The organism is Glycomyces albidus (assembly GCF_009451885.1).
GTDB lineage: Bacteria > Actinomycetota > Actinomycetes > Mycobacteriales > Micromonosporaceae > Glycomyces > Glycomyces albidus.
The window spans coordinates 1-13,632 of the sequence record NZ_WIAO01000002.1 but is presented as its reverse complement, the minus strand read 5'-3'; the positions used below and the strand labels follow the sequence as shown (position 1 = coordinate 13,632).

General features: G+C 70.6%; 8 protein-coding genes and 1 pseudogene. 6 read left to right on the top strand and 3 right to left on the bottom strand.

From position 1 onward, the window contains the following. Positions 1-44 precede the first annotated feature (44 nt). Entirely contained in the window at positions 45-692 is a 648-nt protein-coding gene (locus GFD30_RS01735) for a mycothiol-dependent nitroreductase Rv2466c family protein (protein WP_153023516.1), read from the bottom strand. A gap of 97 nt (positions 693-789) precedes the next feature. Between GFD30_RS01735 and GFD30_RS01730 the strand changes: the two genes are divergently transcribed. The 4 genes and pseudogenes from GFD30_RS01730 (at position 790) to GFD30_RS01715 (ending at position 8,700) form a co-directional block, all read left to right on the top strand. After that, complete coding sequence (locus GFD30_RS01730; RefSeq protein ID WP_153023515.1) at positions 790-1,683, top strand: helix-turn-helix domain-containing protein; 894 nt, start codon at positions 790-792, stop codon at positions 1,681-1,683. A gap of 1,705 nt (positions 1,684-3,388) precedes the next feature. Beyond that, positions 3,389-4,174: pseudogene (locus tag GFD30_RS01725) on the top strand (alpha,alpha-trehalose-phosphate synthase (UDP-forming)); the annotation flags it as partial. 66 nt (positions 4,175-4,240) lie between these two features. After that, positions 4,241-6,835: a trehalose-phosphatase gene (gene otsB, locus GFD30_RS01720; RefSeq protein ID WP_153023519.1), complete on the top strand. Its 2,595-nt coding sequence runs from the start codon at positions 4,241-4,243 to the stop codon at positions 6,833-6,835. Between the two features lie 62 nt (positions 6,836-6,897). Further along, positions 6,898-8,700 (top strand): protein kinase domain-containing protein, encoded by a 1,803-nt coding sequence (locus GFD30_RS01715; protein WP_153023518.1) that lies wholly within the window; start codon positions 6,898-6,900, stop codon positions 8,698-8,700. Positions 8,701-8,894: 194 nt separating this feature from the next. Here GFD30_RS01715 and GFD30_RS01710 read toward each other — a convergent pair whose 3' ends face one another. Beyond that, positions 8,895-9,239, bottom strand: a complete 345-nt coding sequence (locus GFD30_RS01710) for a hypothetical protein (RefSeq protein WP_227995752.1) — start codon at positions 9,237-9,239, stop codon at positions 8,895-8,897. Positions 9,240-9,633: 394 nt separating this feature from the next. Between GFD30_RS01710 and GFD30_RS01705 the strand changes: the two genes are divergently transcribed. Next, positions 9,634-10,149, top strand: a complete 516-nt coding sequence (locus tag GFD30_RS01705) for a DUF3145 family protein (protein ID WP_153023517.1) — start codon at positions 9,634-9,636, stop codon at positions 10,147-10,149. Between the two features lie 88 nt (positions 10,150-10,237). Here the strand turns inward: GFD30_RS01705 and GFD30_RS01700 are convergent, their stop codons facing one another. Continuing rightward, the gene (locus tag GFD30_RS01700) at positions 10,238-10,885 is read right to left on the bottom strand and encodes a mycothiol-dependent nitroreductase Rv2466c family protein (protein WP_153023516.1); all 648 of its coding nucleotides are present in this window, start codon (positions 10,883-10,885) and stop codon (positions 10,238-10,240) included. Positions 10,886-10,982: 97 nt separating this feature from the next. Here GFD30_RS01700 and GFD30_RS01695 point away from each other — a divergent pair, with 97 nt between their 5' ends. Then, complete coding sequence (locus tag GFD30_RS01695; protein WP_153023515.1) at positions 10,983-11,876, top strand: helix-turn-helix domain-containing protein; 894 nt, start codon at positions 10,983-10,985, stop codon at positions 11,874-11,876. The last annotated feature ends 1,756 nt before the right edge of the window (positions 11,877-13,632 follow it).

Below are 13,632 nucleotides of genomic sequence, written 5' to 3'. Positions count from 1 at the left end.
CGCGTTGCGGGCGTTCCGCTTTGGACAGGAGTCCGCCGGGCGGCCTAGAGGTCGTCGACGAGGTTGTCGAAGTTCGGGCCGTCGGTGCGCGAGCGCTTGAGCTCGTAGAAGCCCGGCGTCGTGGTCACGGCGTAGACGCCGTCCCACAGCTTCGCCGCGGCCTCGCCCTGCGGGGCGGGGGTCACGACCGGGCCGAAGAGGCCGACCTTGACGCCCTCGTCGTTCTCGACCGCGACGACCGGGGTCCCCACGTCGGTGCCGACCAGGTCGATGCCGCGCTGGTGCGAGGCGCGCAGGGCCTCGTCCCATTCCTCGGTCTTGGCGGCCCCGGCGAGTTCGGCGGGAAGGCCGACGGCCTCGAGGGCCGAGGCGATGTACACCGCGGAGTCCTTCTCCTTGCGGAGGTGGATCCGGTTGCCGAGGGCGGTGTAGAGGCGGCCGAGGGTCTCGTTGTCGTACTGCTCGGCGACGGCGGTCGCCACCCGGACGGCGGGGAGGGTCTTCGGCATGAGGTCCTGGTAGAACTCGGGGAGCTCGTCGAGGTTCGGCTCGTTGAGCACGAAGAGGCTCATGACGTTCCAGCGCACGTCGAGGTCGCGGAGTTTGGACGCCTCGATGATCCAGCGGGAGGTCATCCAGGCCCAGGGGCAGGCGGGGTCGAACCAGAAGTCTACGGTCTTGGATTCGGTCATGGGCACCAGCGTACTTCAAATTTGAACTAGTCCCCAGGGCGTCCCGATGGCCGGGAGTCGCCTCGCGAGACCGGAAAAACGGATAAAGTACCGCTCGATGCTGGTGAATACACGACAAGATGACATAACGGGCCGCGCATTCCCGACCACCGCGGAGTGCCCCGCCGACTCGTTCGGTGCCCCGGCCCCGTCGCTCGAGATCGTCACGATCTCGCGGCTGCGCGCCGGCGGCGCCGGCCGCTCGCAGCCCTTCAGGCCCGACCGGCACTGCCTCATCACGCTCACCTCCGGCGCGCTGCGGCACGCCGTCGACTTCCGCGAGCACGCCGTCGCCCCGGGGCAGTGGCTGTGGGCGCGGCCCGGACAGGTGCAGCAGTGGGGCGACCTCGACCGCGCCGAGGGCACCGTCATCCGGTTCACGACCGGTTGCCTCGACCCCGACACCGCGATCGGCGTGTGCGCGGACGACCCGCACGCGCCGGTGCTCCGCTCCCCCGCGGCCGAGGACCACGCGCTGTTGCGCGCGGCGACCACGCAGCTCCAGTGGGAGCACTCGGCCGACCGGCTCGCGCCCGACACGCGCCGGCAGGTGCTGCGGCACCTGCTCGCGGTCCTCGTGCTGCGCATCGCGAGCCTGCCGGGCGTGCCCGCCGGCCCCGAGCAGGGCGAGGTGTATCTGGCCTTCCGCGACGCGGTGGAGCGCGACTTCGCGAACACGCGCACGCTCAGCGACTATGCCGAGGCCCTCGCCTGCTCCCCCAGGACGCTCTCGCGCGCCACGATCGCGGCGGTCGGGATGCCCGCGAAGGAGTTCATCGACCGGCGGGTGGTGCTGGAGGCCAAGCGGATGCTCGCCTGCTCCCCGATCCCGGCCGCCCGCATCGGCGAACGCCTCGGCTTCTCGAGCCCGACGAACTTCAACAAGTTCTTCGCCCAGCGGACGGGAACGACCCCGATCACCTTCAGGAGCCAAGTGCTGGCCCCGCAATGACGGGGCACGCCGACCGTCGCCCGGACCCTCGGGGATGGACCCCGGTTGCCAAGGGGGCCAGGCCAAGCCAGGCCAGGCCCTGTCGAGATGTCGTGGAGTCAGTTGCTGAGGCTGGCGACGTGGACGGTGGTAGCGAGGTAGCCGACGACGAGTTCGTCGTATCGGGTCGCGTCGGGGCCGGTGTTCGATCAGGCGGCGACGAGCAGGTGGGTGCGTGATGCGGGTGCACGCCGGGGCTCGGGTCCCGATCCAAAACAGGTCCCCAAAAGCACCGATGACGGAGCGAGCCGCACGCACCGGAGGCGGGTTGCCGTGGCCGGGTCTGGCTGGGCCGGCGTAACTGCATCAATTGCGTGCGAACGGGAGCACGGACATGCCCTGTAGGTGTGGCGTTGCCGTGGCAGTGTCCGGTCGTGGCCGGTGTCCGCTCGGACGGCGACGACCGGGTACGTGCGCGGCTGCGGGCACGCGCTCCGAGCCTCGAGTCGCGATCCGTACCAAGTCCGCACGGGCACCGACGACGGGTTCAGCCGCACGTGACGAAGGCGCGTCGCTGTGGCCGGGCACTGCTTCGGCCGGCGCCCAACCCCATCCACGGCCTGTGAACCGGTGCCCGGTCAACCCCTGGTCTCGTCGGTGCCGGTGTTCGATCGGGCGGCGACGACCGGATGCGTGTGCGGTTGCGGTGCGCTCCAGGACTCTGGTCCCGATCCATCACAGGTCCACAACAGCACCGATGACGGAGAGAGCCGCCCGCACCCGGAAGCGTTGCCGCGGCCGGGTCCGCTTCGGCCGGCCGCGATGCGGTCGCCTGCGAACGGAGTTCGGTCCGCCGCTGGCACGATCACGCTTTGCGCCCTGGCCGGATCTGGCCCGAGGTGACCGGGCCCGGCAATCCTTGCTCGGCATTGACTGCTCGGCACCGCTTCACATCGCGCCAGAGCAGCGTGCAACGCCTCACGGCAGGCCCGCGCGTTCGTCATCCCCGCAACTCGTCCGCTGCACTGGTGTCGCCTGGCGTTCCGCGTCCGTGCAGCGAGTCTGACGCCGAACCGGCCAGCACTGGCGAGCGGCGATCGCTCCGATCGCCCCTCGCCTCGGGTGGTCCCTGTGAACCACGGCCGCCTGGCCCCAGCGCACTCGGGAGGCGCGGGACCGATCCCGCTCCGTCCCTGCCGCTTCGGCAGGCGCGGCGGTTCGGTCTCAGCACTTCAGCGCACGCTCGCGCACCAGCTTCCGCACCGACCCAGACCCGTTTCGGCCGGGATCCGCGACCCGTCCAGCTCAGCTGCACCCGCGCCGACCCCGGCGGACGCCGACTCACCAGCCACAAACGCACTGCGGCAACGCCGGCCCCAATTGCTCTGGGTCCCGGTCGCTTCAGCACCTGTGGCGATCCGGTGCGGCCTGAGCGCACGCTCGCGCGAATCACCGCCCCGGCCTCGCACCAGACCCGGCGCAGCCCTGCTCGCATCCACCCGGCGCGCATCCACTCTGCGCGCACCCTGCGGCGCTTGTTGGTGCATCCCCTATTGAGTTGTGAAGGGCAGCAGCGACATCGGTCGGTTACCGGCGATGCCCGTGCCAGACCCTGGCGCGAGGCGAGTGCCGATCATGCCCGTCGTGCTTGTGTCAGTGTCGTCTCCCATGGCCTTGCCGGACTTGTGCCTCGTTGGAGCACTGCCGCCGGCGGGGTGATCCCGACCGGTCGATCCCCCGCCCGAACCGCCTCGTCAGGGCCGACGCCTTCCCCATCTCCATCGACACCGCCTCGAACGAAGAAGTGGCGAACACCGAGCGGGTCCGCCAGCGCGCCAAGGAGATCAGGGCCGAACTCGGCGAACCGGAGACGATCATCCTCGGCGTCGACCGGCTCGACTACACCAAGGGCATCGAACAGCGCCTGAAGGCGTTCCGCGAGCTCTTGGAGGACGGCCGGTTCGAGGTGCCGCGGGTGGTCATGATCCAGGTCGCGACCCCCAGCCGCGAGCGCGTCGACCAGTACATCGCCCTGCGCGAGCGGGTCGAGCGGGAGGTCGGGCGGATCAACGGCGAGTACGGCCAGGTCGGGCTCCCGGCCGTGCACTACCTGCACCAGTCGTTCGACCGGTTCGAGCTGTCGGCCCTGTACCAGGCGGCCGACGTGATGGCCGTGACACCGCTGCGCGACGGTATGAACCTCGTCGCGAAGGAGTACGTCGCGAGCCGGATCGACAACCGGGGCGCGCTCGTGCTCAGCGAGTTCGCCGGTGCCGCAGGGGATCTGCGGCAGGCGTTCCTGGTGAATCCGCACGATCTGACAGACCTGAAAGACGGATTCGTGACAGCGGCGACCGCGTCCGACGACGATAAGATGAAGAGAATGCGCGCCATGAGGCGGTACCTGCGCAAGCACGATGTCTCCCGTTGGGCGCGCAGCTTCCTTACGGCGCTGGGTGTTCCGGAGCGCAGCGCGGCGTATGATCCGGGCAGCCTGCCCTCCGCCGACTGAAAACGGCAGGCAGGGGCCGGTAGGCACACAGATTCCACAACGACGGTGTTGGAGAGATACGCCACGATGACCGCACCAAGCCCAGAGGGCCGTGCTCCAGAGGGCCCCGGCTCCTCTGAAGAGCTCCGCTCGGCCCTCACTCTGCTCGCCCGCGTTCCGCAGCTGCTGATCGCGTGCGACTACGACGGCACGCTCGCTCCCATTGTGACCGATCCCTCGCAGGCCAAACCGATCCCCGAATCGGTGTCGGCCCTGCGGACGCTCGCGAACCTGCCGCAGACCAAGGTCGCAGTCATCTCGGGTCGCGCCCTGCGCGACCTGGCGGCCCTGTCCCGCCTGCCTTCCGAAGTGCACCTGGTCGGATCCCACGGATCCGAGTTCGACATCGGCTTCACCCGGGCGCTCTCCAGCGAGGACCAGCGGTTGCGCGACAAGCTCGTCGCCGAGCTGTCCGCGATCGCCGAACGCTACGAGGGCGCCCGGGTGGAGCCCAAACCCGCCGGCGCCGCACTGCACGTGCGCGAAGCCACCGAGGCTGCCGCGCTCCAGGCCGTCGAGGACGTCCGGGAAGGCCCCTCGACCTGGGACGGCGTCCAGACCACCGAGGGCAAGGCGGTCATCGACCTGTCGGTGGTCGCGACCCACAAGGGCGACGCCCTGGACCAGCTCCGGCACCAGCTCGGCGCGTCCGCAGTCCTGTTCCTGGGCGACGACGTCACCGACGAGAACGCGTTCGCGCACCTCCACGGCCCCGACGTCGGCGTCCGGGTCGGGCCCGGCCCGACCCGCGCCGCCTACCGGATCTCCGACCCCGAAGAGGTCGCGAAGCTCCTCGCGCGCCTGGTCGACACCCGCCGCGCCTGGCTCCAGGGCGAGTCCGCGCAGCTCATCGAGCGGCACGCGATGATCGCCGACGGCGCCAACCACGCGCTGCTGACCCCCGACGGCCGCGTCACGTGGATGTGCCACCCCAAGCCCGACTCCGGCTCGGTCTTCGCCGACCTCCTCGGCGGCGACCACGCCGGCCACTTCACCGTGCAGCCGGTCAACGCGGGCATCCCGCTCGGCCAGCGGTACGTGGCCGGGACGATGACCGTCGAGACCCGCTGGTCGGGCCTGTCGGTCACCGACTGGCTCGACTCGACGCCCCGCCGCCGCGGCGACCTCAACGCCACGGTGCTCGTCCGCGAGATCACCGGCGAGATCCCCGTCAGGATCACGTTCGCGCCGCGCCCGGAGTTCGGGCAGCTCCCCGTGCAGCTCCAGCCCGTCGGCGACGACGGCCTGAAGGTCCTCGGCGGGCGCGAGCCGATCAGCCTGCGGTCGCCGGGCGTCGAATGGCACATCGAGTACGACGGCCAGCACTCGCTGGCCGTGGCCACGGTCGACCTCGCCCAGATCGGCGGGTCCCTGGTGCTCGAGATGCGCGCCGGCATGGACGACCTCGGCGAGTGGCGCCCGCCCGTCCACGTGCGCCGCCGCACCACCGAGGCCGGCTGGCGCAACTGGTCGGACTCGCTGAAGCTGCCGCGCATCGAGTCCGAGACGGTCTCGCGCTCGGCCCTGACGCTCAAGGCCCTGTGCTACCAGCCCACCGGCGCGATCCTCGCCGCCGGCACCACCTCGCTGCCCGAGGAGCTCGGCGGCGTCCGTAACTGGGACTACCGGTTCTGCTGGATCCGCGACGCCGCGATGACCGCGAACGCGCTCGTCGACCTCGGCTCGCTCCAGGAGGCCGAGTCGTACTTCGCGTGGGTCGCCGGGATCATCGAGCGCACCGCCGGGCACCCCGAGCGCCTCGCGCCGCTCTACGACATCGAGGGCCAGCCGCCGAGCCCCGAGGCGATCATCGACACGCTGCCCGGGTACGCCGGGGCGCGGCCGGTGCGCATCAACAACGCCGCGTCGAACCAGGTCCAGCTCGACGTGTTCGGCCCGGTCGCGATGCTCATCGAGGCCGTCGCCCAGCGCCGCGGGCACCTCTCGGACTTCGAGGAGCGGGTCATGGCGAACATGGTCGAGGCCGTCGCCAAGCGCTGGCACGAGCCCGACCACGGCATCTGGGAGGCCCGCCAGGCCCCGCGGCACCACGTCTACTCGAAGGTCATGTGCTGGGTGACCGTGGACCGGGCGCTGAAGATCGCCGAGCAGTTCGGCATGGAGTACAAGCCCGAGTGGCCCGAGCTGCGCGACCAGATCGCGAAGAACGTGCTCGAGCTGGGCTGGAACGACGAGATCGGGGCCTACACGGCCGCGTACGGGCACGACGACCTCGACGCCGCGTCGCTGTGGATCGGCCTCTCGGGCCTGCTCCCGCCCGACGACCCGCGGTACCTGCGCACCGTCCTCAAGATCGAGGCCGGCCTGCGCTCGGGCCCGACGGTCTACCGCTACCACCGCGACGACGGCCTGCCGGGCACCGAGGGCGGGTTCATCATCTGCGCCGCGTGGCTCGCCGAGGCGTACCTCCAGGTCGACCGCCGCACGGACGCCGAGGAGCTGTTCGAGCAGATCCTCGCGTGCGCGGGCCCGACCGGGCTGCTGCCCGAGCAGTGGGACCCGATCGCCGAGCGCGGCCTGGGCAACCACCCGCAGGCGTACTCGCACCTGGGCCTCATCCGGGTCGCGAACCTGCTGAACGGGCAGGCCGGACGCATCTGAGAAGGTTTCAAGGCGGGGGCTAATCTGGACGGGATCACCGTCCCCGGAAGAGAGCCCCCGCCTTGAGCCTCCCCACTCCTTCCTTCCATCCGGCCATCCCCGGGTTCCGCGACTTCGAGATGGTCGCGCACGGGTCGACCGCGTTCGTCTACCGCGCCGTCCAGGAGCGGCTGGACCGGACCGTGGCCGTCAAGGTCCTGCTCGTCGACGACGACATGACCACCGCCGACTCGGTCGAGAAGGAGCTCGAGGCGACCGTCGCGGTCTCGAACCACCCGCACATCGTCTCGATCATCGACACCGGGCACACCGACGCCGGGCAGCCGTTCATCGTCATGGAGTACTGCGAGGGCGGCTCGTACTCGGCGATCCTCAAGGCGAACGGCCCGCTCCCGGTCCCCGACGTCATCGACGTCGGCGTCAAGATCGGCCAGGCGCTCCAGGCCGCCCACCAGGCGGACATCCTGCACCGGGACGTGAAGCCCCAGAACATCCTCCGCGGCCAGTACGGTCCGGCGCTCGCCGACTTCGGGATCGCGCGGACCCCGGCGGCCCTCGCCGCGACGGCCGCGATCGACAAACTCACCCCGCTCCACGCGTCGCCGGAGGCGCTGCTGCGGCAGGCCCAGACGCCCGCGAGCGACCTGTTCAGCCTCGCGTCCAGCATGTGGCACCTCCTCGCCGGGTTCGCGCCGTTCGCGAACCCCGAGGGCGGCACCGACCCCGACACGCACCGCCAGCGGGTCACCTCCGACGCGCCCCCGCCGAAGATCCCCCGCGACGACGTCCCCGAGTGGCTCGAGAACCTGCTCGTGCGGAGCCTCTCGCGGGATCCGGCGCGGCGCCCGGCCTCGTGCGAGGCGTTCGCCGAGGAGCTCCAGCGCGGGATGTACGGCGGCGGGATCGGCAAGGCCCCGGCCCCGTCGGTGATCGGGGACGTCTCGAACGAGGAGACGGTCTACCGGCCCGAGGTGGCCTCGCGGGGGACGCGGGTGCCGCTCGACCCGTTCGCGCCCGTCGTGCCGCCGATGCCGCACTCGGAGTACGGGAACACGCTCGGTTCGACCGCCGGAGGGATGACCGGCGGCGGCACGGGCGGGTTCGGTGCGCAGCTCGGGCATGCGGTCGATCCGCGCTACGCGCAGTTGAACGGGCAGACGGGGGCGCCGCCGGTCTCGGCGGCGCCGTTCTCGGGCGCACCGATGTCAGCGGCCCCGTTCTCCGGCGCCCCGGCGTCGGTGGCGCCGTACTCGGCGCCGCCGCAGGCGCCGGTGAGCATGCAGCCGCCGCCGTCCCCGTGGGCGGTGCAGCAGGCTCCGCCGGCGCCCGCGCAGCCCGAACCGCAGGTGTTCGCGCCGCCGGTGATCGGCCGGGACGGCGCGAAGCAGCGCAAGACCAAGGCGTACAAGCCCTCCAAGCCGTCCCAGCCGAAGCAGGCGGACGGGCGGAGCCTCAAGGGGTACGTGTACCTGGGGCTGGCGATCTCGGTCGTGCTCGGACTCGTCATGACCTTGTGGCTGTGGCTGCTCATGCCGAACAAGGACGGCGACGACCTCGACCAGGCGAACACGGACGGCCAGGGCGCGCCGACGGGCCTGACGATCGAGTCGTGGAACGAGGGCGAGGTGACCCTCGCGTGGGACGCGCCCGAGGGCGCCACGGACACGTTGCGGTACATCGTATTCGCGCAGCGCGTGGGCGACGAGAAGGCCGAGGCGCTCAACACCGAGGGCACGCTCGAGACCGAGTTCACGACCGGCGGGTTCAGTCCGGACCAGGAGTACTGCTTCCAGGTGAGCGCGCTCTGGTCGGTGGACCGGGTGCCGATGTCCGAACCGGTGTGCACCGGCGATCTCGGGGATTGACCGATTGCCCGATCGGTTCGGCCGATCGGGTGAGCCGCTCCACTCCGCGTACCCAATCGGGGAATGCATTCCGCAGTTGCAGATAAGACCGACGAAAAGCGGTGTCGAACATTTGATCGACCAATTCCCGCGGGCATGAGAAAAGCGCCCCACGCCCGGAGGGGCATGGAGCGCGGCTGTCGCTGGTGCGAAACCTAAGCGGCGACGGCCTCGGCGGAGAAGACGCCGGCCTCTTCGAGGTTCTTGAGGGTGGTGTCCCAGCCCTGCTCGGGGAGCTTGGCCGCGAGGCCCTCGATCTCGGCCTTGAGCTTCTCACCGTGGCCGGCGGCGGCCAGGCCCTTGAGGGCCTCGGTGAACGCCTCGGAGCCGGTGGCGAGGTGCAGGGTCTTGCCGGTGGTCAGGTTGCGCAGGTAGACGTGCTTGCCGCCGTTGAGCGGGATCAGGTACTTGAACTCGCCGAGGACGCTGAGGCCCGCGGTGCCCTTGCCCTGGCCGGCCTTGACGGAAGCGCGTGCTGTCTTGGAAGTGTTGGCTGCCACGCCGGTCTCCTCACCATGTCGTGTAGACGAACTTTCGGCCTCACGCAGGAAGAGAGCAGCCGAAGGACTGGCACTGAACCTGGGTTGGACCACAAAAGAAAACCGACAGTATGCCGGTCATGCGCAAGTGTAGCTCAGGTGCGCCGTGCGACCACTAGCACATACACCAGGTGTGACACATCGAATGATCGAAAAAGTGAGCGCCCGGAGCCGTTTAAGCCTAGCGCGATGCTTTCGAAGCTGTCAGTATGTAACAGAGCGGAATAGCGCGCCGGGTCCGAGTTCATCCCTTCATCGGCCCGGCCGATACCCGTTGGGCGACTTCACGTCGTAGCCAAATGACCACAAGGAGTGAGCCAGTACTCAGATACGCCGATTGCCAAGGAGGTGCGCGATGCAGACACGCGGCGTGATCTACATCCACTCCAGCCCGCCGGCTGTGTGCCCGCACGTTGAGTGGGCGATCGGGCGTGTCCTGGAGAGCTCCGGCGGCTCCTCGCGGCAGGGAACGGTGAAGCTGGGCTGGTCCCCGCAGGAGGCCGAGCGGGGCACCATGCGCGCCGAGCGCCCCTGGACCGGTTACGCCGGCATGGGCGCCGAGTTCGCGAAGGCCCTGGCGCAGTGGCCGATGCTGCGCTTCGAGGTCACCGAGGACCCGAGCGCGGGCGTCGACGGCGAGCGGATCATGCACGTCCCCGGCCGCGGCGCCTACCGCGCCGCGATGAGCGCCAGCGGCGACATCATGATCGCCGAGGACCGCATCCGCGCGCTCCTGGCGACCACCACGAGCGCCGAGGCGCTCCGCTCCGGACTGGACCAGCTCCTCGGCCTGGACTGGGAGCGCGAACTCGCGCCGTACCGGCAGTCCTCCGGCGGCACCGAGCAGTCCTGGCTCTCCCAGGTCAGCTAGGCCCGAGGCCGGACGAACGACGAACGGAACGCCCGCAACGCGATCGCGTTGCGGGCGTTCCGCTTTGGACAGGAGTCCGCCGGGCGGCCTAGAGGTCGTCGACGAGGTTGTCGAAGTTCGGGCCGTCGGTGCGCGAGCGCTTGAGCTCGTAGAAGCCCGGCGTCGTGGTCACGGCGTAGACGCCGTCCCACAGCTTCGCCGCGGCCTCGCCCTGCGGGGCGGGGGTCACGACCGGGCCGAAGAGGCCGACCTTGACGCCCTCGTCGTTCTCGACCGCGACGACCGGGGTCCCCACGTCGGTGCCGACCAGGTCGATGCCGCGCTGGTGCGAGGCGCGCAGGGCCTCGTCCCATTCCTCGGTCTTGGCGGCCCCGGCGAGTTCGGCGGGAAGGCCGACGGCCTCGAGGGCCGAGGCGATGTACACCGCGGAGTCCTTCTCCTTGCGGAGGTGGATCCGGTTGCCGAGGGCGGTGTAGAGGCGGCCGAGGGTCTCGTTGTCGTACTGCTCGGCGACGGCGGTCGCCACCCGGACGGCGGGGAGGGTCTTCGGCATGAGGTCCTGGTAGAACTCGGGGAGCTCGTCGAGGTTCGGCTCGTTGAGCACGAAGAGGCTCATGACGTTCCAGCGCACGTCGAGGTCGCGGAGTTTGGACGCCTCGATGATCCAGCGGGAGGTCATCCAGGCCCAGGGGCAGGCGGGGTCGAACCAGAAGTCTACGGTCTTGGATTCGGTCATGGGCACCAGCGTACTTCAAATTTGAACTAGTCCCCAGGGCGTCCCGATGGCCGGGAGTCGCCTCGCGAGACCGGAAAAACGGATAAAGTACCGCTCGATGCTGGTGAATACACGACAAGATGACATAACGGGCCGCGCATTCCCGACCACCGCGGAGTGCCCCGCCGACTCGTTCGGTGCCCCGGCCCCGTCGCTCGAGATCGTCACGATCTCGCGGCTGCGCGCCGGCGGCGCCGGCCGCTCGCAGCCCTTCAGGCCCGACCGGCACTGCCTCATCACGCTCACCTCCGGCGCGCTGCGGCACGCCGTCGACTTCCGCGAGCACGCCGTCGCCCCGGGGCAGTGGCTGTGGGCGCGGCCCGGACAGGTGCAGCAGTGGGGCGACCTCGACCGCGCCGAGGGCACCGTCATCCGGTTCACGACCGGTTGCCTCGACCCCGACACCGCGATCGGCGTGTGCGCGGACGACCCGCACGCGCCGGTGCTCCGCTCCCCCGCGGCCGAGGACCACGCGCTGTTGCGCGCGGCGACCACGCAGCTCCAGTGGGAGCACTCGGCCGACCGGCTCGCGCCCGACACGCGCCGGCAGGTGCTGCGGCACCTGCTCGCGGTCCTCGTGCTGCGCATCGCGAGCCTGCCGGGCGTGCCCGCCGGCCCCGAGCAGGGCGAGGTGTATCTGGCCTTCCGCGACGCGGTGGAGCGCGACTTCGCGAACACGCGCACGCTCAGCGACTATGCCGAGGCCCTCGCCTGCTCCCCCAGGACGCTCTCGCGCGCCACGATCGCGGCGGTCGGGATGCCCGCGAAGGAGTTCATCGACCGGCGGGTGGTGCTGGAGGCCAAGCGGATGCTCGCCTGCTCCCCGATCCCGGCCGCCCGCATCGGCGAACGCCTCGGCTTCTCGAGCCCGACGAACTTCAACAAGTTCTTCGCCCAGCGGACGGGAACGACCCCGATCACCTTCAGGAGCCAAGTGCTGGCCCCGCAATGACGGGGCACGCCGACCGTCGCCCGGACCCTCGGGGATGGACCCCGGTTGCCAAGGGGGCCAGGCCAAGCCAGGCCAGGCCCTGTCGAGATGTCGTGGAGTCAGTTGCTGAGGCTGGCGACGTGGACGGTGGTAGCGAGGTAGCCGACGACGAGTTCGTCGTATCGGGTCGCGTCGGGGCCGGTGTTCGATCAGGCGGCGACGAGCAGGTGGGTGCGTGATGCGGGTGCACGCCGGGGCTCGGGTCCCGATCCAAAACAGGTCCCCAAAAGCACCGATGACGGAGCGAGCCGCACGCACCGGAGGCGGGTTGCCGTGGCCGGGTCTGGCTGGGCCGGCGTAACTGCATCAATTGCGTGCGAACGGGAGCACGGACATGCCCTGTAGGTGTGGCGTTGCCGTGGCAGTGTCCGGTCGTGGCCGGTGTCCGCTCGGACGGCGACGACCGGGTACGTGCGCGGCTGCGGGCACGCGCTCCGAGCCTCGAGTCGCGATCCGTACCAAGTCCGCACGGGCACCGACGACGGGTTCAGCCGCACGTGACGAAGGCGCGTCGCTGTGGCCGGGCACTGCTTCGGCCGGCGCCCAACCCCATCCACGGCCTGTGAACCGGTGCCCGGTCAACCCCTGGTCTCGTCGGTGCCGGTGTTCGATCGGGCGGCGACGACCGGATGCGTGTGCGGTTGCGGTGCGCTCCAGGACTCTGGTCCCGATCCATCACAGGTCCACAACAGCACCGATGACGGAGAGAGCCGCCCGCACCCGGAAGCGTTGCCGCGGCCGGGTCCGCTTCGGCCGGCCGCGATGCGGTCGCCTGCGAACGGAGTTCGGTCCGCCGCTGGCACGATCACGCTTTGCGCCCTGGCCGGATCTGGCCCGAGGTGACCGGGCCCGGCAATCCTTGCTCGGCATTGACTGCTCGGCACCGCTTCACATCGCGCCAGAGCAGCGTGCAACGCCTCACGGCAGGCCCGCGCGTTCGTCATCCCCGCAACTCGTCCGCTGCACTGGTGTCGCCTGGCGTTCCGCGTCCGTGCAGCGAGTCTGACGCCGAACCGGCCAGCACTGGCGAGCGGCGATCGCTCCGATCGCCCCTCGCCTCGGGTGGTCCCTGTGAACCACGGCCGCCTGGCCCCAGCGCACTCGGGAGGCGCGGGACCGATCCCGCTCCGTCCCTGCCGCTTCGGCAGGCGCGGCGGTTCGGTCTCAGCACTTCAGCGCACGCTCGCGCACCAGCTTCCGCACCGACCCAGACCCGTTTCGGCCGGGATCCGCGACCCGTCCAGCTCAGCTGCACCCGCGCCGACCCCGGCGGACGCCGACTCACCAGCCACAAACGCACTGCGGCAACGCCGGCCCCAATTGCTCTGGGTCCCGGTCGCTTCAGCACCTGTGGCGATCCGGTGCGGCCTGAGCGCACGCTCGCGCGAATCACCGCCCCGGCCTCGCACCAGACCCGGCGCAGCCCTGCTCGCATCCACCCGGCGCGCATCCACTCTGCGCGCACCCTGCGGCGCTTGTTGGTGCATCCCCTATTGAGTTGTGAAGGGCAGCAGCGACATCGGTCGGTTACCGGCGATGCCCGTGCCAGACCCTGGCGCGAGGCGAGTGCCGATCATGCCCGTCGTGCTTGTGTCAGTGTCGTCTCCCATGGCCTTGCCGGACTTGTGCCTCGTTGGAGCACTGCCGCCGGCGGGGTGATCCCGACCGGTCGATCCCCCGCCCGATCACCTCCCCACCCCCTCCATGGGGTGGGGCC